At 62.3% G+C, this 22,302-nt stretch carries 21 protein-coding genes; 8 read left to right on the top strand and 13 right to left on the bottom strand.

Annotation, left to right across the window (positions count from 1 at the left end; translation table 11 throughout):
* The first annotated feature begins 21 nt into the window (after positions 1-21).
* Positions 22-933, top strand: coding sequence for a DMT family transporter (locus tag EA795_RS17380; protein WP_115028547.1), 912 nt, complete (start codon positions 22-24; stop codon positions 931-933).
* On the opposite strand, the gene EA795_RS17375 is transcribed toward EA795_RS17380, so the two are convergent.
* From EA795_RS17375 to metH, 4 genes are all read right to left on the bottom strand, one after another.
* Positions 930-1,454 (bottom strand): AAA family ATPase, encoded by a 525-nt coding sequence (locus EA795_RS17375; RefSeq protein WP_115028546.1) that lies wholly within the window; start codon positions 1,452-1,454, stop codon positions 930-932. The two genes, EA795_RS17380 and EA795_RS17375, sit on opposite strands and share 4 nt — an antisense overlap.
* The gene (gene pnuC / locus EA795_RS17370; RefSeq protein ID WP_058077211.1) at positions 1,451-2,014 is read right to left on the bottom strand and encodes a nicotinamide riboside transporter PnuC; all 564 of its coding nucleotides are present in this window, start codon (positions 2,012-2,014) and stop codon (positions 1,451-1,453) included. The genes EA795_RS17375 and pnuC overlap by 4 nt, the downstream gene beginning before the upstream one ends.
* Before the next feature lie 109 nt (positions 2,015-2,123).
* Positions 2,124-2,444 carry a DUF5629 family protein gene (locus EA795_RS17365; protein ID WP_115027790.1) on the bottom strand — a complete coding sequence of 107 codons (321 nt, stop codon included), beginning with the start codon at positions 2,442-2,444 and terminating at the stop codon, positions 2,124-2,126.
* A gap of 11 nt (positions 2,445-2,455) precedes the next feature.
* Complete coding sequence (gene metH / locus EA795_RS17360; RefSeq protein ID WP_115027789.1) at positions 2,456-6,148, bottom strand: methionine synthase; 3,693 nt, start codon at positions 6,146-6,148, stop codon at positions 2,456-2,458.
* A 173-nt stretch (positions 6,149-6,321) separates the two neighbouring features.
* Here metH and EA795_RS17355 point away from each other — a divergent pair, with 173 nt between their 5' ends.
* The 4 genes from EA795_RS17355 (at position 6,322) to EA795_RS17340 (ending at position 11,446) form a co-directional block, all read left to right on the top strand.
* Positions 6,322-8,598: a fatty acid cis/trans isomerase gene (locus EA795_RS17355; RefSeq protein ID WP_058077242.1), complete on the top strand. Its 2,277-nt coding sequence runs from the start codon at positions 6,322-6,324 to the stop codon at positions 8,596-8,598.
* Positions 8,599-8,694: 96 nt separating this feature from the next.
* Positions 8,695-9,279, top strand: coding sequence for a Fe-S biogenesis protein NfuA (gene nfuA, locus EA795_RS17350; protein ID WP_014852674.1), 585 nt, complete (start codon positions 8,695-8,697; stop codon positions 9,277-9,279).
* 230 nt (positions 9,280-9,509) lie between these two features.
* Positions 9,510-10,493, top strand: a complete 984-nt coding sequence (locus EA795_RS17345; RefSeq protein ID WP_058077208.1) for a response regulator — start codon at positions 9,510-9,512, stop codon at positions 10,491-10,493.
* Between the two features lie 2 nt (positions 10,494-10,495).
* Positions 10,496-11,446 (top strand): sensor domain-containing diguanylate cyclase, encoded by a 951-nt coding sequence (locus tag EA795_RS17340; RefSeq protein WP_376778223.1) that lies wholly within the window; start codon positions 10,496-10,498, stop codon positions 11,444-11,446.
* Between the two features lie 3 nt (positions 11,447-11,449).
* Here the strand turns inward: EA795_RS17340 and EA795_RS17335 are convergent, their stop codons facing one another.
* From EA795_RS17335 to EA795_RS17305, 8 genes are all read right to left on the bottom strand, one after another.
* Positions 11,450-12,532, bottom strand: coding sequence for a DNA topoisomerase IB (locus EA795_RS17335; protein WP_115027787.1), 1,083 nt, complete (start codon positions 12,530-12,532; stop codon positions 11,450-11,452).
* 196 nt (positions 12,533-12,728) lie between these two features.
* Positions 12,729-13,175, bottom strand: coding sequence for a hypothetical protein (locus tag EA795_RS17330; protein WP_115027786.1), 447 nt, complete (start codon positions 13,173-13,175; stop codon positions 12,729-12,731).
* A gap of 259 nt (positions 13,176-13,434) precedes the next feature.
* Entirely contained in the window at positions 13,435-13,599 is a 165-nt protein-coding gene (locus EA795_RS21235) for a hypothetical protein (RefSeq protein WP_014852679.1), read from the bottom strand.
* Positions 13,600-13,702: 103 nt separating this feature from the next.
* On the bottom strand, positions 13,703-14,395 hold the full coding sequence (locus tag EA795_RS17325) for a DUF421 domain-containing protein (protein WP_115027785.1): 693 nt from the start codon (positions 14,393-14,395) through the stop codon (positions 13,703-13,705).
* Between the two features lie 180 nt (positions 14,396-14,575).
* Positions 14,576-14,866 (bottom strand): DUF1652 domain-containing protein, encoded by a 291-nt coding sequence (locus EA795_RS17320; RefSeq protein WP_115027784.1) that lies wholly within the window; start codon positions 14,864-14,866, stop codon positions 14,576-14,578.
* A gap of 11 nt (positions 14,867-14,877) precedes the next feature.
* Positions 14,878-15,162, bottom strand: coding sequence for a hypothetical protein (locus EA795_RS17315; protein WP_014852682.1), 285 nt, complete (start codon positions 15,160-15,162; stop codon positions 14,878-14,880).
* A gap of 163 nt (positions 15,163-15,325) precedes the next feature.
* Positions 15,326-15,595, bottom strand: a complete 270-nt coding sequence (locus tag EA795_RS17310; protein ID WP_014852683.1) for a hypothetical protein — start codon at positions 15,593-15,595, stop codon at positions 15,326-15,328.
* Between the two features lie 353 nt (positions 15,596-15,948).
* A complete protein-coding gene (locus tag EA795_RS17305) occupies positions 15,949-17,583 on the bottom strand; it encodes a methyl-accepting chemotaxis protein (protein ID WP_122078643.1) in 1,635 nt (544 codons plus the stop codon).
* A gap of 275 nt (positions 17,584-17,858) precedes the next feature.
* Here EA795_RS17305 and EA795_RS17300 point away from each other — a divergent pair, with 275 nt between their 5' ends.
* From EA795_RS17300 to EA795_RS17290, 3 genes are all read left to right on the top strand, one after another.
* Positions 17,859-18,689 carry an undecaprenyl-diphosphate phosphatase gene (locus tag EA795_RS17300; protein ID WP_115027782.1) on the top strand — a complete coding sequence of 277 codons (831 nt, stop codon included), beginning with the start codon at positions 17,859-17,861 and terminating at the stop codon, positions 18,687-18,689.
* A 32-nt stretch (positions 18,690-18,721) separates the two neighbouring features.
* Positions 18,722-19,696, top strand: a complete 975-nt coding sequence (locus tag EA795_RS17295) for an alpha/beta fold hydrolase (RefSeq protein ID WP_115027781.1) — start codon at positions 18,722-18,724, stop codon at positions 19,694-19,696.
* A gap of 63 nt (positions 19,697-19,759) precedes the next feature.
* The gene (locus EA795_RS17290) at positions 19,760-20,449 is read left to right on the top strand and encodes a DUF1294 domain-containing protein (protein ID WP_115027780.1); all 690 of its coding nucleotides are present in this window, start codon (positions 19,760-19,762) and stop codon (positions 20,447-20,449) included.
* Between the two features lie 67 nt (positions 20,450-20,516).
* On the opposite strand, the gene EA795_RS17285 is transcribed toward EA795_RS17290, so the two are convergent.
* The gene (locus EA795_RS17285) at positions 20,517-22,103 is read right to left on the bottom strand and encodes an ABC-F family ATPase (protein WP_058077199.1); all 1,587 of its coding nucleotides are present in this window, start codon (positions 22,101-22,103) and stop codon (positions 20,517-20,519) included.
* Positions 22,104-22,302: the final 199 nt, after the last annotated feature.

Below are 22,302 nucleotides of genomic sequence, written 5' to 3'. Positions count from 1 at the left end.
CCATGCACGAGGAGCAGGATGATGCCTGAGCAAAAACCACGCATCACGCAGGCCCATCTCGGCATGTTGCTGTGGGCGTTGTTCGTGGGCCTGTCGTTTCCGGCGGTTGGCCTGCTCAGTGAAGGCCTGCCGCCGTTGCTGCTGACCTCCATGCGTTTCGCTATCGCGGCATTGGTGCTGACGCCGCTGGCGTGGAAGCAGAGCGAAGGCCGTCCGGGCGCGATGACCTTGCTGCTTTACGCGCTGATGGGGCTTTGCCTGGCGGGTTTCTTCGGCACCATGTTCTGGGCCGCGCATCGGGTCAGTGCGCTGTCGATGGCGACCCTGTTCGTCAGTGTGCCGCTGCTGGCCTATTGCCTGGGACGAGGACTGGGCGTCGAGCAACCGGCCGGGCGTCTGCTGGCGGTTCTCGCCCTCGGGGCCTGTGGCGCACTGGGGTTGGCCTGGGCGGAGAACGGTGGGAGTTTCTCCGGCATGCAGCTGGGCCTCGGCGAGCTGGGATTTTTCTTCGGTTGCGTGGCTTCGGCGCTCTATCCGGTGCTTAGCAAGTGGGGGCTGGCGCGGGAAATCCTGCCGGCACAGGCCGGGCTGCGGACCTTCTGGAGCCTGGTCTGCGGCGCCGCCCTCATCGGTCTGATGGGCGTGCTTTGGGAAGCGCCACAGGCGCTGCTGCGCATGAACCTGCTCGACCTGCTGCTGGTGGTCTACCTCGGGGTATTTTCCAGCGCCATGACCTTCTTCCTGCAGCAGCGCGCGACCTCGGTGCTGACGCCGGGCGCCGTCACCGCCTACAGCTATCTGGTGCCCTTCGTCTCGATGCTGCTGCTGTTCTTCGACCAGCCTGCGCGCATGGGCTGGCACTGGGCGCCGGGCGCCCTGCTGGTGATGCTTGCCATCGTGCTGCTGTTGCAGCGGGATTCGGCGAGTCGTTAGCCACTCAGCAATGCACGGGTATGGGCAAACGCCTGCCGCTCGCGCTCGGCCCAGCTACCGCGGATTTCCACGAAGGGCTGGTTTCGGCTAATCAGCCAATGCCGGCATTCCTCGTGAAAGCGTAGGCGCTCGGCCAATCCGGGCTGGCATCGCTGGCCGTCGTCTTGCCAGTCGATGCCTTCCGGCGACAGCAGCAGCTGCTGGTGGTAGCGGCGTTGCAGCAACTCCTCCTCCAGCCAGGCTGGGCAGGCGCCGAACAGGGTGCGACTCCAGAGGATATTGCTGAGCAGGTGCGTGTCGAGGATCAGCAGGTGCGGCGCGCGGCTGCGAGCGGCATCTTCCCGGGCCAGCTGGCCGCGGGCGATGGCGGGGATGTCTGCCAGGCAGGTGTCGCGCTGCTCGCTGTCGATGAAGTCGCGCACGTACTCGTCCACCAGCAGCCCACCGAACGCCCGGTGCAGGCGGGCCGCCAACCAGCTCTTGCCGCTGGACTCCGGCCCGGTGAGCACCAGCACCTTCATCGCGCGGGCGCCAGCGCCAGCCGCCATTCCCGCAGCCCCATGATCGCCAGCAGGGTGAAGAGTCCATAGAGCCCGGCGGTGAGCCAGTAGGTTTGATGGGCGAAGAAGCCGATGTAGAGCACGTCGACCGCGATCCACAACAGCCAGCACTGCACCCGCTTGAGCGCCATCCACAGCTGTGCCAGCAGGCTGAACGCCGTGAGCGCAGCATCCGGCCAGGGGAACAGCGCTTCGGTGTAACGGGCCATCAGCCCACCCAGCAGCAGCGCACCCAGCGCCGCACAGGCCAGGCCGATCAGCATTTCCTGCATGCTCGCCCAGCTCACGTTGCGGCGCCCATGTGCGCCGTCAGCACGGGTCCACTGCCACCAGCCGTACAGCTGGAGCAGGGCGAATACGGCGTGCAATAGCACCTGGGAAAACAGCTTCGCCTCGAGAAAGAACCAGGCATAAAGCGACACCATCGCCAGCCCGATGGGCCAGCACCAGGGGTTCTGCCGGACGGTCAGCCATACGGCGATGACGCCGAGGGACGAGGCGATGATTTCCAGAGGTGACATGATGGCTCGGTCAGCGACGCGGTGCGCAGTGGATGGCGGATACGAACGGCCGAACGCCGGCGTTCGGCCGTTCGCATTGTCGCCAGGGTGATGCGGAGTTCTTCGCGGCTCAGTCGTCGCCCACGGCGCCGATCGCCGCGAAGCATCTCAACCGATGACCGCCTTCGAGCTGCCAGCTATCGTCTTCCGGCTGGTGGAGGGCTTCCATCACCTGGTTGTAGCTGAAGTGCCACTGGCGGCGCTGACGGCCATCGAGGGCTTCGATGCGCAATACGACGGCTTCGCTGGCAAAGGGCTGGTCGGCTTCGGCGGCGGCATCGGCTTCATCGAGCAACTGCTCGTCGAGGCTGAAGTCGCTGGCGTGCAGGCCATCGACCTCCAGCATGTCGGCGTTTTCCAGCTGGTCCAGCAGGTAGGGCGTGTCGTTCATCCGGGCTCCGGTCAGATGTCATAGCCAAGGTTGGGCATCAGCCAGCGTTCGCTGGTATCGATGTCCTGGCCCTTGCGCTGCGAGTAGCTTTCCACCTGATCCTTGTCGATCTTGCCGACGGCGAAATACTGCGCTTCGGGGTGGGCGAAATACCAGCCGCTGACGGCAGCGGTGGGGTACATGGCGTAGTGCTCGGTGAGCGTCACCTGGCTGATGCCGTCGGCGTCGAGCAACTGGAACAGCGTGCCTTTCTCGGTGTGGTCCGGGCAGGCCGGGTAGCCGGGGGCAGGGCGGATGCCCTTGTACTGTTCCTTGATCAGGTCCTCGTTGCTCAGCTGTTCCTCCGGCGCATAGCCCCAGTACTGCTTGCGCACCTGCTGGTGCAGCCATTCCGCGCAGGCTTCGGCCAGACGATCGGCCAGCGCCTTGACCATGATCGAGTTGTAGTCGTCACCGGCGTCCTGATAGGCCTTGGCCACTTCCTCGGCGCCGATGCCGGCGGTGCAGATGAAACCGCCGACGTAGTCGGTGATGCCGCTGGCCTTCGGTGCGACGAAATCGGCCAGGGAGAAGTTCGGCTTGCCGTCGGTCTTCAGGGTCTGTTGGCGCAAGTGGTGCAGCCTGGCCAGCGTCTGGCCGTCTTCGCCATAGACTTCCAGATCGTCCTCGGCCACCTGGTTGGCTGGCCAGAAACCGAACACGGCGCGGGCCTTGATCAGTTTCTCGTCGATCAACTTGTCGAGAATCGCCCGGGCGTCCTGGAACAGCGAGGTGGCGGCTTCGCCGACCACTTCGTCCTGGAGGATGCGCGGGTATTTGCCGGCCAGGTTCCAGGAGACGAAGAAGGGCGTCCAGTCGATGTACTTCTCCAGTTCGCGCAGATCGATGTCTTCCAGCAGCTTGCGACCGGTGAAGGTCGGTTCGACCGGGCTGTAGCCACTCCAGTCGAATTGCGGCTTGGCGGCGATGGCCTGTTCGTAGCTCAGGCGCTCGGTGCGGGCGGCGCGGTTGGCGGTGCGTTCGCGGATCATCGCGTATTCTTCGCGGATCTTCGTGGCGTAATCCGGCTTCATTTCCCTGGACAACAGGGTGGTGGCGACACCCACCGCGCGCGAGGCGTCGGTGACGTAGACCACGGCATCGTTCTTGTAGTGCGGGTCGATCTTCACCGCCGTGTGTGCCTTGGAGGTGGTGGCGCCACCGATCATCAGCGGCAGCTGGAAGTCCTGGCGCTGCATCTCGCGGGCGACGTGCACCATCTCGTCCAGCGACGGGGTGATCAGACCGGACAGGCCGATGATGTCGCACTTTTCCTCGATGGCGGTCTTTAGGATCTTGTCCGCTGGCACCATCACGCCCAGGTCGACGACGTCGTAGCCGTTGCAACCCAGCACCACGCCGACGATGTTCTTGCCGATGTCATGCACGTCGCCCTTGACCGTGGCCATGAGGATCTTGCCCTTGGCTTCCGGCTTGTCGCCCTTTTCCGCCTCGATGAAGGGAATCAGATGCGCCACCGCCTGCTTCATCACGCGGGCGGACTTGACCACCTGGGGCAGGAACATCTTGCCCGAGCCGAACAGGTCGCCGACCACGTTCATGCCGCTCATCAGCGGGCCTTCGATCACCTCGATGGGGCGCGCGCACTGCTGGCGGCATTCCTCGGTGTCTTCGACGATGAAGGTGGTGATGCCCTTGACCAAGGCATGTTCCAGACGCTTGTCGACCGGCAGGCTGCGCCATTCCTCGTTCTCGACTTCCTTGACCGATCCGTCGCCGCGGTAGTCCTCGGCGATGGCCAACAGGGCTTCGGTGGCGCCGGCGTTGCGGTTGAGGATGACATCCTCGACCTTGTCGCGCAGATCCGCCGGGATCTGGTCGTAGATTTCCAGCTGCCCGGCGTTGACGATGCCCATGGTCAGGCCCGCCTTGATCGCATGGAACAGGAATACCGAGTGGATCGCCTCGCGCACCGGGTTGTTGCCGCGGAACGAGAAGGACACGTTGGAGACGCCGCCCGAGGTCAGTGCGAAGGGCAGCTCGTCACGGATATAGGCGCAGGCCTCGATGAAGTCCACCGCGTAGTTGTTGTGCTCCTCGATACCGGTGGCGACGGCGAAGATGTTCGGGTCGAAGATGATGTCTTCCGGCGGGAAGCCCACTTCGTTGACCAGGATGTCGTAGCTGCGCCGGCAGATTTCCTGCTTGCGCGCGGCGGTGTCGGCCTGGCCGACCTCGTCGAAGGCCATGACCACCACGGCCGCGCCGTAGCGCTTGCACAGCCGGGCGTGCTGCTTGAATTGCTCGACGCCTTCCTTCATCGAGATCGAGTTGACGATGCCCTTGCCCTGGATGCACTTGAGGCCCGCCTCGATCACTTCCCACTTGGAGGAGTCGATCATGATCGGCACGCGGGAGATGTCCGGCTCGCCGGCAATCAGATTGAGGAAGGTCACCATGGCCTTCTTCGAATCCAGCATGCCTTCGTCCATGTTGATGTCGATCACCTGGGCGCCGGCCTCGACCTGCTGCAGCGCGACTTCCAGCGCCTCGGTGTAGTTGTCCTCGCGGATCAGGCGAGCGAATTTGGCCGAACCGGTGATGTTGGTGCGCTCACCGACGTTGACGAACAGCGAGTCGCGGTCGATGGTGAAGGGCTCCAGGCCCGACAGGCGACAGGCCTTGGGAATCTCCGGGATCACGCGGGGCGGGTATTTGCCCACGGCCTCGGCGATCGCCTGGATATGCGCGGGGGTGGTGCCGCAGCAGCCGCCGACGATGTTGAGAAAGCCCGAGGCGGCGAACTCTTCTACCACCTCAGCCATCTCCGCCGGGCTTTCGTCGTATTCGCCGAAGGCGTTCGGCAGGCCGGCGTTGGGGTGCGCGGAAACCTGGGTGCCGGCCTTGCTGGCCAGCTCTTCCAGGTAAGGCCGCAGTTCCTTGGCGCCGAGCGCGCAGTTCAGCCCCACGGAGATGGGGTTGGCATGGCGCACCGAGTTCCAGAAGGCTTCGGTGGTCTGGCCGGACAGGGTACGGCCGGAGGCGTCGGTGATGGTGCCGGAGATCATGATCGGCAGCTTGATACCGACCTCTTCAAATACGCCCTGCACGGCGAAGATCGCCGCCTTGGCATTGAGGGTATCGAAGATGGTTTCGATCATGATCAGGTCGGCGCCACCTTCGATCAGGCCGCGGGTGGCTTCGCTGTAGTTTTCCACCAGTTCGTCGAAGGTGACGTTGCGGTAGCCGGGGTTATTGACGTCCGGGGACAGCGAGCAGGTACGGCTGGTGGGGCCGAGGATACCGGCGACGAAACGCGGGCGGTCGGGCGTCTCGGCGGTCTTGGCGTCCGCGACTTCACGGGCCAGGCGGGCGCCCTCGCGGTTCAGCTCGTAGACCAGCTCCTCCATGCCGTAGTCGGCCTGGGATACGCGGGTGGCGTTGAAGGTGTTGGTTTCGAGAATGTCCGCGCCGGCATCCAGGTAGGCTTTCTCGATGGCCTGGATGATGTCGGGGCGCGACAGCAGCAACAGGTCGTTGTTGCCTTTCACGTCCTGTGGCCAGTCGACGAAGCGTTCGCCACGGTAGTCTGCTTCTTCCAGTTTGTAGCTCTGGATCATGGTGCCCATGCCGCCGTCGAGAATCAGTATGCGCTCCTTGAGAGCTTGCTGGAGGGCCTGAAGGCGAGCGGTGCGGTCGATCATGGAAACTACCTGAAATACGGGGATGCGAAAGGTGCAGATGATAGCAACCCTGCATGGTTTTTGAGCCTCGTCAGGTTTCTCATGAATATCATTCATGTTCGCGGCTGGGCGTCGGGCAAAGCCTCCCGACATTATCTGGATACAATGCGCGACCACGATCAAGGATGCAGGTCATGCTTCGTCAGCTCTGGGTTGGTTGCGCCTTCGCGCTGTATGGCATCGCTCTGCATGCCGAACCGCTGTCCTATCGGCGCGACATCCAGCCCATCTTCGATGCCAAGTGCATCGCCTGCCACGCCTGCTACGACTCGCCCTGCCAGTTGAACCTGGGCAGTGCCGAGGGCGCGCTTCGCGGCGCGAACAAGGCGCCGGTGTACGACGGTGCCCGTATCGAGGCCCAGGCCACTTCGCGCCTGTATCTCGACGCCCATGGCGAGGCGGCCTGGCGACGCAAGGACTTCTTTTCGGTGCTCGACGCCCAAGGCAGCCAGGCGGCGTTGATGTCGCGCATGCTTGAACTGGGTCGCAGCCAGCCATTGCCGGCCAATGCCAGGCTGCCGGAGGAACTGGACATAGGCATCGGCCGCAGCAATCTCTGCCCGCTGCCGGGCGAGTTCGACGACTACGCCCGCCGTAACGCCCACGGCGGCATGCCGTTCGCGGTCACCGGCCTGAGCGATACGGAGTACGCGACGCTGCAGAAATGGCTGGAGCAGGGCGCCGAGGTGGACCAACAAGCGCTTCAGCCATCGGTGCAGGAGCGAACCCAGATCGAGGCGTGGGAGCGCCTGTTGAATGCACCGGGCGCGCGGGAGCGTCTGGTCGGCCGCTGGCTGTACGAGCATCTGTTTCTCGCGCATCTGCATTTCGAAGGGGGCGAGCCAGGGCACTTCTTCCAGCTGATTCGCTCGCGGACGCCGAGCGGACAACCGGTGGACCCGATCGCCACGCGGTTGCCGAACCAGGATCCGGGAACGGCGTTTTTCTATCGGATCAGGCCGGTCGCCGGAACCATCGTCCACAAGACCCACATCACCTATCCGCTCAGCGCCGCAAAGTTGCAGCGGGTGCGCGAACTGTTCTTCGAAAGTCAGTGGACGATCGAGGCGGTACCCGGCTATGGCACGTACCACCGGGCCAACCCCTTCGAGACCTTCCGGGCGATTCCGGCGCAGGCGCGCTACCAGTTCATGCTGGATAACGCCGAGTACTTCGTACGTACTTTCATCCGCGGCCCGGTGTGCAGGGGGCAGATCGCGACCGATGTGATTCGCGATAACTTCTGGGTGCTGTTCCAGGACCCGCAGCACGATCTCTACCTCACCGATGCGCAGCACCGGGCCGAAGCCACGCCCTTGCTGAGCATGCCCGGCCAGATCGATGACCTGGGCGAGTTGCTGCGGTTCTGGAGAACCTACCGCGACAAGCGCAACCAGTACGAAGAGTTGCGGATGCGCGCCTATGCTGAAATGCCGGCGCAGTGGGCACATGTCTGGAGCGGCAACGAGGATGCGCGGCTGACGGTGTTCCGCCAGCACGACAGCGCCTCGGTGCGCCGGGGGCTGATCGGCGAGATTCCGCAGACGATGTGGTGGATGGACTTTCCGCTGCTCGAGCGCACCTATTATCAGCTGGTGGTGAATTTCGACGTGTTCGGCAACGTCTCGCACCAAGGCCAGACCCGTCTGTATTTCGACCTGATTCGCAACGGTGCGGAAATCAACTTCCTCAGGCTGCTGCCGGCCGATGCGCGTCAGGCAATGCTCGATGACTGGTACGAGAAAAGCGGCCAGCTGAAGCTCCGGCTGAGCTACACCGATATCGACACGGAAACGCCCACGGGTCTGCAGCTGCATGGCGACAAGCCGCGGCAGGCCTTCGCCGAGCAGCTGCTCGGCCCGCATGGACTCGCCAATGCGATTCCTGACCCGATCAACCGTTGTCGAACCAGCCACTGCTACCGCGAGGAACAGCCTGTGGCACTGCAGCGGGTGGAGCAGGCCTTGAGCCGACTGACCAATCGCCTGGCGGCTGGCCTGCAGGTCATTGGCCATCTGCCCGAGGCGACGATGCTGCGCGTCGAATACGGCGAGAATCGCCGCGAGGTGTACAGCCTTTTGCGCAACCGGGCCCACAGCAACGTCGCGTTCATGTTCGGCGAGGAGCATCGCTACCAGCCGCGTCTGGATACGCTGACCGTCTACCCCGGGGTGCTGAGCAGTTATCCCAATTTCATGTTCAGCCTGCGTGCGGAGGAGGTGCCGGCTTTCGTGGTCGCGCTGGAAGGCGTCAAGGACCGGGAAGCATTCGAACAACTCGTCGATAGATGGGGTATTCGCCGCAGCCATCCTCAGTTCTGGTGGTACTTCAACGACCTGACCCGGTACCTGCGGGAAACCGAGCCGGTCGAAGCCGGTGTGCTGGACATGAATCGATACCAGAACCTCTGATCGACAGGTTGGAAATCATAATCCGACTAAAACACTAGGACTTTATCCGCGGCGGTGGTTGGCGTACACTGCGCGACATGTCTGCGAGGAGTTCCCATGAGCGCCATTACCATTACCGAAGCCGCACACGATTACCTGGCCGATCTGCTCGAGAAGCAGAACACCAAGGGGATCGGCATCCGTATCTTCATCACTCAGCCCGGCACCCCCTACGCGGAAACCTGCATCGCCTATTGCAAGCCCGGTGAAGAGAAGCCGGATGACGTGGCGATCGCGCTGAAGAGTTTCACCGCCTGGATCGACGGCACCAGCGAAGCCTTCCTCGAAGATGCGCTGGTCGACTACGCCACCGACCGCATGGGCGGCCAGCTGACCATCAAGGCGCCGAACGCCAAAGTGCCCATGGTCAACGAAGACAGCCCATTGAACGAGCGCATCAACTACTACCTGCAAACCGAGATCAACCCCGGGCTGGCCAGCCACGGTGGCCAGGTGAGCCTGATCGATGTCGTCGACGAAGGCATTGCCGTCCTGCAGTTCGGTGGTGGTTGCCAGGGTTGCGGTCAGGCGGACGTCACGCTGAAGGAGGGGATTGAGAAGACTCTGCTCGCGCGCATTCCCGAGTTGAAAGGGGTGCGTGACGTCACCGACCACACCAACCGCGAAAACGCCTACTACTGAGGCTTGCGCCATTGGCGGCAAGGCGGTTTCCACGCGAAGTTCGAACCCTGTCGTAGCTGAATATGCTGCGGCCGGTTCGATCATCGTTCATGCACGATGCGAACTCTTCTCAAGGAGTTCGGCCTTTTTTGGCTGTAGTGCCACTATTTTGCCTTCATGGTGCATACGCGGCGCGTTGCGTGCGATAAGCTCTGTTGCTTCGTTGAACGAGCAACGTGAGTTCGTACCCGATGGCTGCCGTTTCGCTATTGATCTGTGATGATTCCAGCCTGGCGCGCAAGCAGTTGTTGCAGGCGCTGCCGGCGGGCTGGTCGGTCGAAGTCAGCCAGGCGGCCACCGGCCTGGAAGCGCTGGAGCGCATACGCCAGGGCGGCGTCGAGGTCCTGCTGCTCGATCTCACCATGCCCGAGCTCGACGGCTATCAGGTGCTCGCACAGCTGCGCGAGGAGCGCTTGAGCTGCAAGACCATCGTGATCTCCGCCGACGTTCAGGATGAAGCGGTACGCCGGGTGCTCGAACTGGGGGCGCTGGCCTTCATCAGGAAACCCGCCGATCCCGTTCATCTGCATCAGACCCTGGCCAGCCTCGGCTTGCTGAACGATCTGCCGGCACTGGTCGATCGCAGCAAAGGCGAGTCGATCGGTTTTCGTGATGCCTTCCGGGAAGTGGTCAACGTCGCCATGGGGCGCGCGGCAGCGCTGCTGGCCCGCGTGCTCGGCGTGTTCATCCAGTTGCCGATTCCCAACGTCAACCTCCTGGAAGTAGGAGAGTTGCACATGGCATTGGCCGACGCCGCACGGGGAGAGACGCTGACCGCGGTTTGCCAGGGCTATATCGGTGGCGGTATCGCCGGCGAGGCGCTGCTGCTGTTCCACGACTCCGAGGTGGCCGACATGGCGCGCCTGATGCGTCGGCAGAACTACCGGGAAATGGAAATGCTCCTGGACCTTTCGAGCCTGCTGATCAGCGCTTGCCTCAGCGGCATCGCCGAGCAGATCGAGGTGGTGTTTTCCCAGGGGCATCCCCAGGTGCTGGGTCAGCATGCCTCCATCGACGAACTCATCCGGCTCAACAGCGAGCGCTGGAAGAAGACTCTGGCCGTGGAATTCAGCTACAGCCTGGAAGGTCACGATATCCATTTCGATCTGTTGCTGTTGTTCACGGAAGATTCGGTCGAGCTGTTGCGACGCAAGCTCGCCTACCTGATGGATTGAGCATGAACACCGATTTCAACGAGCTTCACGGGTTGTTGGCCATCGTCCAGAGCATCGACGTGGGTGTCGTGGTGCTGGATCGGGACTACAGCGTAGAGGTCTGGAACACCTTCATGGAGAACCGTTCCGGCCTGCTGCCGAGCCAGGTATGCAAGCGTTCGTTCTTCGAGCTGTTCCCCGAAGTGGACGAGGACTGGTTCCGACGCAAGGTGGAGAGCGTGACGACGCTCGGCACTCCATCCTTCACCATCTGGGAACAGCGACCCTATCTGCTGCGGTTCAAGAATTACCAGCCGATCACCGGGCTGGAAGACTTCATGTACCAGAACACTACACTGCTGCCGCTCAAGGGCATCGACGGCAGAATCGATCAGGTCTGCCTGATCATCTATGACGTGACCGATGTCGCCATCAACCGCCGTCAGTTGCAGGCAGCGAACGCCGAGTTGCAGCGCCTGTCGAGCACCGACCGGCTGACTGGACTCTACAACCGCGGGCACTGGGAAGAGATGCTGCGCCTGGACTATGCCCGCCACCGCCGCTACGACAGTCAGGCTGCGCTGGTCATGTTCGACATCGATCATTTCAAGGCGATCAACGACAACTACGGGCACCAGGCCGGGGATGCGGTCATCCAGCAGGTGGCCGGGCTGATTCGCGAGAACCTGCGCGACTCGGATGTGGCCGGGCGCTACGGCGGCGAGGAATTCGTCGTGCTGCTGCCCGATACCGACAAGGAGGGGGCGCTGATGTTCGCCGAGCGGCTGCGGTACGTGGTCGAAGCCTGCGAGGTCCGGCATGAACAGCATCGAATCCGCTTCACCATCAGCCTGGGTGTCGCCGACCTCAGCGTACCCAGCAACGGGCATGCACAGCTGATCGAATGGGCCGATTCCGCGCTGTACGCCTCCAAGTCCGCCGGGCGCAACCGGGTGACATTGCACCAGAACTAGGCGCTAGACCTGCTGGCGGAGAAACGCCAGCAGGGTGGCTTCCTCTGAACTCAGCCATTTGCGTTTGCGTGCGGCGCGCAGACTGCCCAGCGTACCTTCGCCGAAGGCGTGCAGGATCGCCGGGTGGATGTAGCACTGGCGGCAGACGGCGGGCGTGTTGCCGAGCTGGCTGGCGATCTGTTTGACCGTTTCGAGCAGACTCTTTCGGGTCTCGGCTGCGGAGGCGCATTTCAGCCTGCGCAGATGTTCGAGTGCCAGCGCGCTGCCGGCCCAGGTGCGGTAATCCTTGGCGGTGAAATCGCAGCCGGTCATCTCCCGCAGATAACCGTTCACGTCGCTGGAGCTGACGGTTCGGCGCTGGCCGTCGTCGCCCAGGTACTGGAACAATTGCTGTCCCGGCAGCTCCATGCAGCGGCGCATGAGCCTGGCCAGACGCCGATCGCGCAAGGTGACCTTGTGCTCCACACCGCTCTTGCCGCGAAACTGGAAGCGAATCGACGTGCCATGAATATCGACGTGGCGGGTGCGCAGCGTAGTCAGCCCGTAGGAGCGGTTACTGCGCGCATAACGTGGATTGCCGATGCGAATCAGCGTCGACTCCAGCAGCGTCACCACCAGCGCCATGACCTTTTCACGTGGCATTCCAGGCAGGGACAGGTGCTTCTCCAGGCCGCCACGCAGTTTCGGCAGCGCCTGACCGAATGCGAGCATGCGCTCGTACTTGTCGCTGTCGCGAATCTCTCGCCAGCGCGGGTGATAACGATACTGCTTGCGCCCGCGCGCATCGTGTCCCGTGGCCTGCAGGTAGCCCTGTGGGTCCGGTGATATCCATACGTCCTGGTAGGCCGGCGGAATCGCCAGCTGGTCGATCCGTCGTACCTCCACTGGATCTCGGATGCGCTCGCCCTGCGGATTGAAGTAGACGAACTTGCCCCGCAGGCGTCGGCGACTTACGCCGGGCTGGCTATCGTCGACGTAATGCAGGTCCGGCGGCAGCTCGGGGCAGAGTGGGGTGCCGGTATCGCCGGTTTCATCGAGAGGGACAGGTCGCTCACCTTCGGCAAGCGGCAGGCGCTGGTCACTCATGAGGGCGATCGTCAAACGATGTGTAGTCACCAGGCATGGCGTGCCCCTGATGTTGACCCTGAAGCCCAGGCTGTCTCGGGCACCGAGGCTCGAACAACCGTCTATCTAACTGACCGGATGCGGTTGCGGCAGTTCGGCGTGGATCTGCTCAGGCGGTCGCCACGAGATGCAGGTGGAGCGGACGGATGGGTCGAAGTCAGGCCATGGCCAGCGTGGTGGCGGTGAGCATCTGCTCATCGCTGAGGCCCTGTTCCTGCAACTGCTTGATCAGGTTGGCATTGGCCGAAGCCCATGCGCCGTTGAGCATCGCCAGTTCCGACTGCAATGCCTCCAGCTGGACCTGCCTGGCCTCCGGGGCGAGGTTCTGATCGGCCATGAGGGCCTTGAGCTCGGCTTCCTTCGCGGCGATCTGCGCTTTCAGTTCACGGATCATCTTCAGCAGTTGCTTGATGCTGTCGGGCAGGCCGCTTTCGTCGATGTCCTGGTTCTTTTTCTCGGTCTTGGCGGACAGGCTTCGGCCGAGCTCGGAAAGGCTGACGCGCAAGCCCTCGCGCAGTCCCTCTGGCGTTCGCTCGGCTGTGCTGGCCTGCCGCTGAAAGCTGGTGTTCAGATTGTTCAGCGCACTGGTGATGTCGATACGCATCGTGCGGTTCCTTGCACCTCGATGCCTTCAAGATCGACCGCAACGCCTGGAACTTGAGCGTCCAGACGGATTTCCTGTCGGGCCCGCAATGCGGGCTTCAGCGCCTTGATGCAGCGGTGCGCTCAAGATCCACTTCCTGACGGCATATTCGCTGCAAAGGAGAGAGGAGGGCTCGCCAGTCGACATGCGGCTCCTGACAAGCCGCATGTTCAGCCCTCCAGACGTCTGGCGAGGTATCGTTTTGCTCAGTGGCGGAGGCTCAGCCCTCGCGTTCCTCGCTGTTGCGCATCAACAGCCTGATCGCAGCGACCAGCTCGTCGATGGCTTCACGGTAGAGGGCGGGATCGGCGCTCGTTTCGGCCTGGTCGGCATGCTTGCGAGCGGTATCGAGATGGTCATTTATCGAGGAGTAGTCGCCTATCATCATCAATCTCCTGAAGGGTTGCGGAGCGGGGCGAAGGGATGTGGCTGGAAGCGCGTCCCTGAATTAAGGGACCGGCGTGCAGGCAGGTGGTTCGCGCCATATGTCAGCGCAGCCGCGAATGACTCAGGGCCTTGCTCCAGCGGGTGCCCGCACAGCGGTTGCATTGCGTCTGCTGCTGGCTCTCCAGCGGTTGCAGAAAGCCACAGCGGGTACAGGCATACATGCCGCTTGCCGGTACCTGGCAGTAGACCTGGCGGTGCTCGGCCGGCAGAACGGAGAGCCCGGGCCGCACCTCCGTCGGCTCGAAGAAGAACAGGCTGACGTCACCATCGGTTTCCAGGATGCCCAGGCGAACCTGGCCGAGGTGCTCGACGCCCTGCTGACGCAATTCCATGAAGAACTCGTCCGAGGAAATGTTGTGCCGCTCCAGGCTGTTGAGCTCGTAAAGACCGTCACGAATGATGGTCACCGGTTTGCCTTCCAGCCAGCCCGCGAAACGCTCGCTATGGCTCATGCCGAACATGGTGAGCCGGTACAGCGCGAGCAAGGTGACGAAGACGGCGCAGATCGGTAGCAGCGGCACATCCTCGTAGAAGGAAACGTCGCCCGCCGCCGAGCCCAGTGTCAGGATCACCACCAGCTCGAACACCGACAATTGCCGAATGCCCCGTCGCCCGCTTATTTTCAGGAACAGGAATACGGTGGCGAAGGCGAAACAGGCACGTAGCGCGACTTCGGCAAGGAACAGCAGGGGAAAGTCATCGAGAAGCACTCGCTGCCAATCGAAGGGGGTCATGACTAGTGGCCTGTGTGGTTAGTTTGTTAACTCAAGTTCGGATGATCAGGGTTCTGAGACAAGGCGCTGCGACGAGTCATAGCGGGCTATGGCGAGGAGCAGCAACGCCGTATCGGAGCACTGAGCGCCGAAATCGACTAACTGAACTGACCAGACAGGCCACTAGCCTCGCAACGTCGTTTACCGGCTGGGTGAAGCTCCCGATTGCGTCGGCATCGACCAGGGTGTCAGGTGAATGCCGTCCTTGCTCAATTCCAGTCTCGCCTGTTCGAGCAGCCCGGCCAGATGTACCGGGTCGCTGTACTGGGAGCGCGCAATGTGGGCGATGGTGAGTAGCGCGGCGCCCGTTTCGTCCTCCACCCGTAGCGCATAGCTGGCGTCGCTTACGTCTGCGTCGGTGATGCCCCGGCAGGGCAGGAAGGCCATTTCGCTGATCGCCATGGCCTCTTCGAGATCGAGGTGAGTGGGCATGATCTTCTCCTTCAGTTCGATGCTGGCGCGATCTGGAACTTCAGGTTGATTCCGTCGCCCGTGCCGTCGCCGACCACGGAGCCGACCACCGGTCTGGACGTGACGTTGCGTCCCGGATAAGCCTTTTCGAGATGCTGTCGTGCCACTTCGCTGACGTGGTTGAGGAGGCCGGTGGTCTGGGCGTCACGCGGAATGACGAAGGTGAGCGTCACGCAATGTTCCTGAGGGCCTTCGGGCAGCCTCGCCAGCCCGCTGCTGTGCCATTGGTCGTTGACATAGGCTTCGGCGCCTTTCATAGCTACCTCCGGTAATTGGCTTGTAGTTACGACAATGGAAGCGGCGAATGGATCATTTCCCGGTTGCAGCCACGCCCAGCCATCTAGCCGATACCCGTTTCAGCAGGCGCAAACGAAAAGGCCCGGCGCAAATGCAGCCGGGCCTTCCATGGAGAGAGTGTGGTTACTCGGGCATGTGCCAGGGGGCGCAGTTCATGCCCTCGCGGCTCAGGCTCTCGCGAGTTCTCTCGAGCGTTTCTTCCAGTTTTACCGGGTCGGAGTAGACGCTGCTGGACATTTTGCAGCGGGCCACCGGGCGAGATTCGGCGCCGTCAACGACGGTGATGCTGAGTTCACCGTCACCCTCCAGCAGCGTCCAGGCGACGCATTTGAAAGGTTTGAAGGCGCGATCAGTGATCAGGAGGGCGTCGTTGAAACGAAGCGGAGCGTTCATGTGTGGTCTCTCTATGTGGAACCCAGGGCAACGAAATACGCCTGCGCCACATCGCCGGCGCCAGCGTTACATTCCGTTGATGTCGACAGAGGACCAAGAAGTCACATCGGAATTTCCTGTTGGCTGGTTTTTTTTGCAATTAGCCAAAGGTATTAGATTATTTGTGAGGCATATCACGGGCGAGAAATTCGCTGAAAGCCAGGACTGGCGCGGGTTTGCGTGCGTCAGGACCAATCGCTCACGATTTTCGGCATGACGAGAGCCTGTGGCAACGGGTCGCAAGGCCAAAAACGAAAGCGGGGACGTTGCGTCCCCGTTGAATCGTTCCGTCTCTTCCGAGGCGAGGCGTGCCGTCAGGCCTTGAATTGGCGCAGCAACCGGTTCAGCTGTTCGGCCAGTTGCCCCAGCTGCTCGCCGGCGACACTGGACTGCTGTGCCGCGCTGGCGCTCTGCTGTGCGAGCCCGGCCGCCTGGGTGACGTTCTGGTTGATGTCCTCGACGACGTGCGTCTGTTGCAGCGTGGCGCTGGCGATGGAGGCATTGAGCGCTGACAGGTTGCGCAACGCCTGAGCGATCTGGCCGAGGCTTTCTCCCGCCTGGCTGGCTTGCTCGACCGTGGCCTGCGAAGCCCGGTTGCTTTCCAGAATGACGTTGACCGCAGCGCCGGAATTCTTCTGCAGCCGCTCGATCATCGTGTGGATTTCTGCGGTGGACTGCTGGGTGCGTTGGGCCAGCAGACGCACTTCGTCAGCGACCACGGCAAAGCCTCGACCCTGCTCGCCCGCCCGCGCCGCTTCGATCGCTGCGTTCAGCGCCAGCAGGTTGGTCTGCTCGGCGATGGAGCCGATCACTTCCAGCACCGATCCGATCTTGGTGGTTTCGTCGGCCAGCGACTGGATGACGTCGACGGCCTGGCCGATGGTCGAGGACAGCTCGTCGATCTGACGCAGGCTTGCCTCGATGTTCAGCTGCCCCTGGCCGGCCTCGTTTTCGGCGGCGGTGACTTCAGTGGCCGCGTGCTCGGCATTCTTCGCCACTTCCTGAACGGCATAGGTCACCTCGTTCACGGCGGTCGCGACCTGCTCCATCTGCAGCGATTGCTGCTGGCTCTGGTCCTGAGCCTGACTGGCCAGGTTGCCGAGCGAACGAGAGGATTGTTCCAGCGCGCCGGCGGTTTCGAACAGCTGGCCCATCATGCCGCGCATCTTCTGGACGAAGGTGTTGAAATCGCGGCCCAGAGTGGCCAGTTCATCCTGGCCGGATACATCCAGGTTGCGCGTCAGATCGGCATCGCCGCTGGCGATATTGGCCATCGCCTGCATCGTCTGCCGTAATGGACCGGTAATGCTGCGAATCAGCACGGCAACCAGTGCGGCCATCAATGCGGCGATCGCCAGTCCGATGAGCGAGAAGCGCACGAGGTACTGCTGGAACTCGGCTTCGACATCGTCCACGTAGATACCCGAGCCGATGATCCAGCCCCAGGGTTCGAACAGCTGCACGTAGGAAATCTTCGGTACCGGGTCCTTCTCGCCGGGTTTGGCCCACTCGTAATCCACCAGGCCCGCGCCGTCGCGCCGGGCGACCTTGACCATTTCGTTGAAAAGCTCCTTGCCGTTCGGGTCCTTGTTGGTGGAAAGGTCGGTGCCGTCCAGTTCGGGCCGCATCGGATGCATCAGCATCACCGGGCCCATGTCGTTGATCCAGAAATAGTCATCCTGACCGTAACGCAGGGCGGCCACCTGCTTCATGGCGGCTTTCTTTGCCTCGGCGGTGCTCATGGCGCCGCTGGCTTCCAGCTGCTGGTAATAGGTCAGAACGCCGGTAGCCGCTTCGACCACATGCCGCGTCATGACCTGTTTCCCTTTGTAGAGATCGACGCGGACTTGCTGGATCATCACCAGACCGAGCGTGAACAGCATAGCGATCGCAACCACCGGTATCAGCCACAGGCGTTTGCTGATCGGGAATTTGCGCAGCAGATTCATCTTGATTACCTCTGGGCCTTTAATAGTTTTGTTGGCACGGATGGCGGGGCAGGGCTTGCCTTCATGGGCGGGTGCACCTGAGGGGCCGCGCCGAACGGTCTGCGCAGGCCCTCTGCATAGCTTTTCGGCCGCATCTGGTAAAAAATGAGCGCCGCAAGCGAAGCGAGGTGAATTTACTCGCTCGACATGAGTCAGAACAGCGCTCGGATGGCTATCCGGCACAAGACCTTGGTTGGATTGTTTATTGCGATGACGACATCGCTGATGGGGAGTAGATGGATCTTTGGATTGCCTTTCAGGCATTGATTCTTGGGGTTGTCGAGGGAATTACCGAATTTCTACCGGTTTCGAGTACAGGCCATCAGATCATCGTGGCGGACCTCATCGGGTTCGGCGGCGAGCGGGCCCTGGCCTTCAACATCATCATTCAGCTGGGCGCGATTCTGGCCGTGGTCTGGGAATATCGGCGCAAGATCATCGACATCGTGGTCGGCCTGCCGAAAGAACAGCAAGCGCAGAAATTCACCGTCAACCTGCTGGTGGCCTTCATGCCGGCAGTAGTGCTGGGGGTGGCGTTCGCCGACCTGATTCATGAATACCTGTTCAACCCGATCACCGTGGCGACGGCACTGGTAATCGGTGGGGTGGTCATGCTCTGGGCGGAAAAGCGCCAGCATCGTATCCAGGCCGAAACAGTCGACGACATGCGCTGGACGCATGCGCTCAAGGTCGGCTTCGCGCAATGCCTGGCGCTGGTGCCTGGCACCTCGCGTTCCGGCGCCACCATTATCGGCGGTTTGCTGTTCGGCCTTTCGCGCAAGGCGGCTACCGAGTTTTCCTTCTTCCTGGCCATGCCGACCATGGTCGGTGCTGCGGTCTATTCGGGCTACAAGTACCGCGAGCTGTTCCAGCCGGGCGACTTCATGGTGTTCGCGATCGGTTTCGTGACGTCATTCATCTTCGCCATGCTGGCCGTGCGGGCCCTGCTGAAGTTCATCGGCAACCATAGCTACGCGGCTTTTGCCTGGTATCGGATCGCGTTCGGAGTCATCATCCTGGCCACCTGGCAGTTCGGCGTGATCGATTGGAGTACCGCTGCGGGCTGATGTGACAACGATCGACCGTTGGAGAAGCGCTCATGCACGCATACGAGCATCGGTTACTGTCGGTAAACGGCATCACACTCAGTCTGTACAGTGCCGGGCCGGTGGAGGGCCCCGTGGTCTGGCTGCTGCACGGGTTTCCAGAGAGCTGGTACTCATGGCGCCACCAGATGCAGGCGCTGGCTGAGGCGGGGTACCGGGTAATGGTTCCGGAAATGCGCGGCTATGGGCAAAGCAGCGCTCCACCTGATGTCGCGAGTTACGACCTGCTCACCGTATGTGGTGATATCCAGGCGGCGATGGACCGGCTCGAACAGTGCTCGGTAGCGGTGGTCGGGCATGACTGGGGCGCACCGGTCGCCTGGCATCTGGCGTTGCTCGAGCCGGAGCGCGTTCGCGTGGTTGGGGCGATGGCAGTGCCCTACGGCGGGCGCCCGAAAAGGCCGGCCATCGAGATCATCCGCAGCCACTTCGCCGAACGTTTCAACTACATTCTCTACTTCCAGCAGCCCGGCCTCGCCGAGGCGGAGCTGGACGCCGACATCCCGCGTACCTTGCGCATGATGATGCACAACACCTCAGCGGCGGTACCCAAGGACTTTTTCCTGCAGAACAAACCTGCCGATAGCACTCTATCCCAAGGCATGCAGGATCCGGGTACACCGCCGGCCTGGTGCAGCCCTGAAGCATTCGAGTGCTACGTGCGGACCTTCGAGGGGCGCGGCTTTCGCGGGGCGCTGAACTGGTACCGCAACTTCGAGCTCAACTGGGAAAGGACCGCGCCGCTGGCCGAGCGCAAGGTCGAGCAGCCGGCGCTGTTCCTGCTGGGCGACAAGGACCCGGTGGGTACGCTCGAAGCGCATACGCTGCAGAAGATGCCCGGCTGGGTGCCGGACCTCGAGCAGCATCTGCTGGCTGATTGCGGCCACTGGGTGCAAAGCGAACGACCCGAGCAGGTCAACCGGTTGCTGCTGGATTTTCTCGGGCGCCGTTACACCACAACGGCATAAGCGACTCGTCCTGGATCGAGCGCCGCATTAGAATCCCGGAACCTGCCAGTCGGATCATCAGTCATGGAATTACGCGGTCAGCTGAGAAGCTGGGACGACCAGAAGGGATTTGGCTTCATCCGGCCGGAGCGGGGCGGTGGCGATGTCTTTGCACACATCTCGGCCATGCGCGGCGCGCGGCGCCCCGTGCAAGGCGACCGGGTGCTCTATCTGAGCGAGGCCGACAAAGCGGGGCGTTTGCGCGCGACGCACATCCGCCTGGATGCACCCCTGTCGCTCGATGAGCCCGCCATTCGCCAGAAGCCTGTCAGGCCGGTGACGAAGAGTGCGCCGCGGATGAAGTCCGAGCCACGTGTACGTCGAAACGCTCCGTTGCAGCAGCCCTTGCTGAAGGCGTTGGGGTTATTTCTGCTCTGTCTGCTGCCTGCGCTCGGCATTCTTCGATTGGCGGAGCAGGGCAGCAACTGGCTGCTGCTGGCTTACCCGCTGGCCAGTCTGCTGGCCTTCGCGCTCTACCTGCATGACAAGCGCAGCGCGTTACGTGATGGCTGGCGCACGCCCGAGTCGCGGCTGCATCTGGTCGAACTGCTGGGTGGCTGGCCGGGCGCGTTGATCGCCCAGCAGTGGCTACGACACAAGACCCGCAAATGGTCGTTCCAGTTGGTGTTCTGGCTGATCGTCATCGCCCATCAGGTGGTCTGGTTCGACTATCTGTATCTCCAGCGTCTCTATCGGCTGCTGCCACAGTTCTGATTCGCCATGGAGCGCGGATACGAAAACACCCCGCATCAGCGGGGCGTTTTTTATCGCTGCGATCCGCTTAGATCACGCCGAGGCTGCGCAGGTAATCGTCATAGGTGCCGCTGAAGTCGGTGACGCCCGACTCGGACAGCTCGATGATGCGCGTGGCCAGCGAGCCGACGAACTCGCGGTCATGGCTGACGAAGATCAGCGTGCCCGGGTAGTTTTCCAGCGCCAGGTTCAGTGCCTCGATGGATTCCATGTCCAGGTGGTTGGTGGGTTCGTCCATCACCAGCACGTTGGGCTTTTGCAGGATGAGCTTGCCGAACAGCATGCGGCCCTGTTCGCCACCGGAAATCACCCGCACCGACTTGAGGATTTCGTCGTTGGAGAACAGCATGCGGCCAAGCGTACCGCGCACCAGCTGCTCGCCGCCCTGGGTCCACTGACCCATCCAGTCGAACAGGGTCATGTCGTCTGCGAAATCATCGGCGTGATCCTGCGCGTAGTAGCCGACTTCGGCGCTTTCGGTCCATTTCACCGATCCGGCGTCGGGCTGCAGGTCGCCGACCAGGGTGCGCAACAGGGTGGTCTTGCCGATGCCGTTGGGGCCGATGATGGCCACGCGTTCACCAGCCTCGACAGTGAAGCTGAAGTTCTCGAACAGCGGCTTGCCCTCGAAGCCCTTGGCCAGCTTCTCCACCGTCACGGCCTGGCGGTGCAGCTTCTTGGTCTGCTCGAAGCGGATGAAGGGGCTGACGCGGCTGGACGGCTTGACCTCTTCGAGCTGGATCTTGTCGATCAGCTTGGCACGCGAAGTGGCCTGCTTGGCCTTGGAGGCGTTGGCGGAGAAGCGGCTGACGAAGGTCTGCAACTCAGCGATCTGCGCTTTCTTCTTGGCGTTGTCCGAGAGCAGGCGCTCGCGGCTCTGGGTGGCGGCTGTCATGTACTCGTCGTAGTTGCCGGGGAACAGGCGCAGCTCGCCGTAATCCAGGTCGGCCATGTGCGTGCAGACGCTGTTTAGGAAGTGGCGGTCGTGGGAAATGATGATCATGGTGCTGTTGCGCACCGTGAGCACGCCTTCCAGCCAGCGGATGGTGTTGATGTCCAGGTGGTTGGTCGGCTCGTCCAGCAGCAGTACTTCAGGGTCGGAAAACAATGCCTGCGCCAGCAGCACGCGCAGCTTCCAGCCGGGCGCGACTTCGCTCATCGGGCCGAAGTGCTGTTCCAGCGGAATGCCCAGCCCCAGCAGCAGTTCACCGGCACGGGATTCGGCGGTGTAGCCGTCCAGTTCGGCGAACTCGGTCTCCAGTTCGGCCACCGCCATGCCGTCTTCTTCGCTCATTTCCGGCAGCGAATAGATGCGCTCACGCTCAGCCTTGACCTTCCACAACTCCTCGTGACCCATGATCACGGTATCGATGACGTTGAAATTCTCGTAGGCGAACTGATCCTGGCGCAGCTTGCCCAGGCGCACGTTGGGTTCGAGCATCACCTGGCCGGCGGACGGCTCCAGATCCCCACCGAGGATTTTCATGAAGGTCGACTTGCCGCAGCCGTTGGCGCCGATCAGGCCGTAGCGGTTGCCGTTGCCGAATTTGACGGAAACGTTCTCGAACAGCGGCTTGGCGCCGAACTGCATGGTGATGTTGGCGGTAGAAATCAAGGGATTGTCCTGCGGGTGTTACAGCGGTGGTTAATCGCCTTCCTCCGTTACCAGTACCAGTTCCGTACCATTTTTGATTCTGGCAGGCAGCTTTTCGAGCTCGTTCCAATCGGAGGCCGAGCTCAGCCATTTGGCATAGGTCGAGAGCAACATCTGCACGCTATGCCCGAGCTAGCTTGCGATGAACGCTGGGTTCATG

Source organism: Stutzerimonas nitrititolerans (assembly GCF_003696285.1).
Lineage (GTDB): Bacteria > Pseudomonadota > Gammaproteobacteria > Pseudomonadales > Pseudomonadaceae > Stutzerimonas > Stutzerimonas nitrititolerans.
The sequence above is the reverse complement of the archived record's forward strand: the minus strand, read 5'-3'. Positions and strand labels throughout refer to the sequence as shown.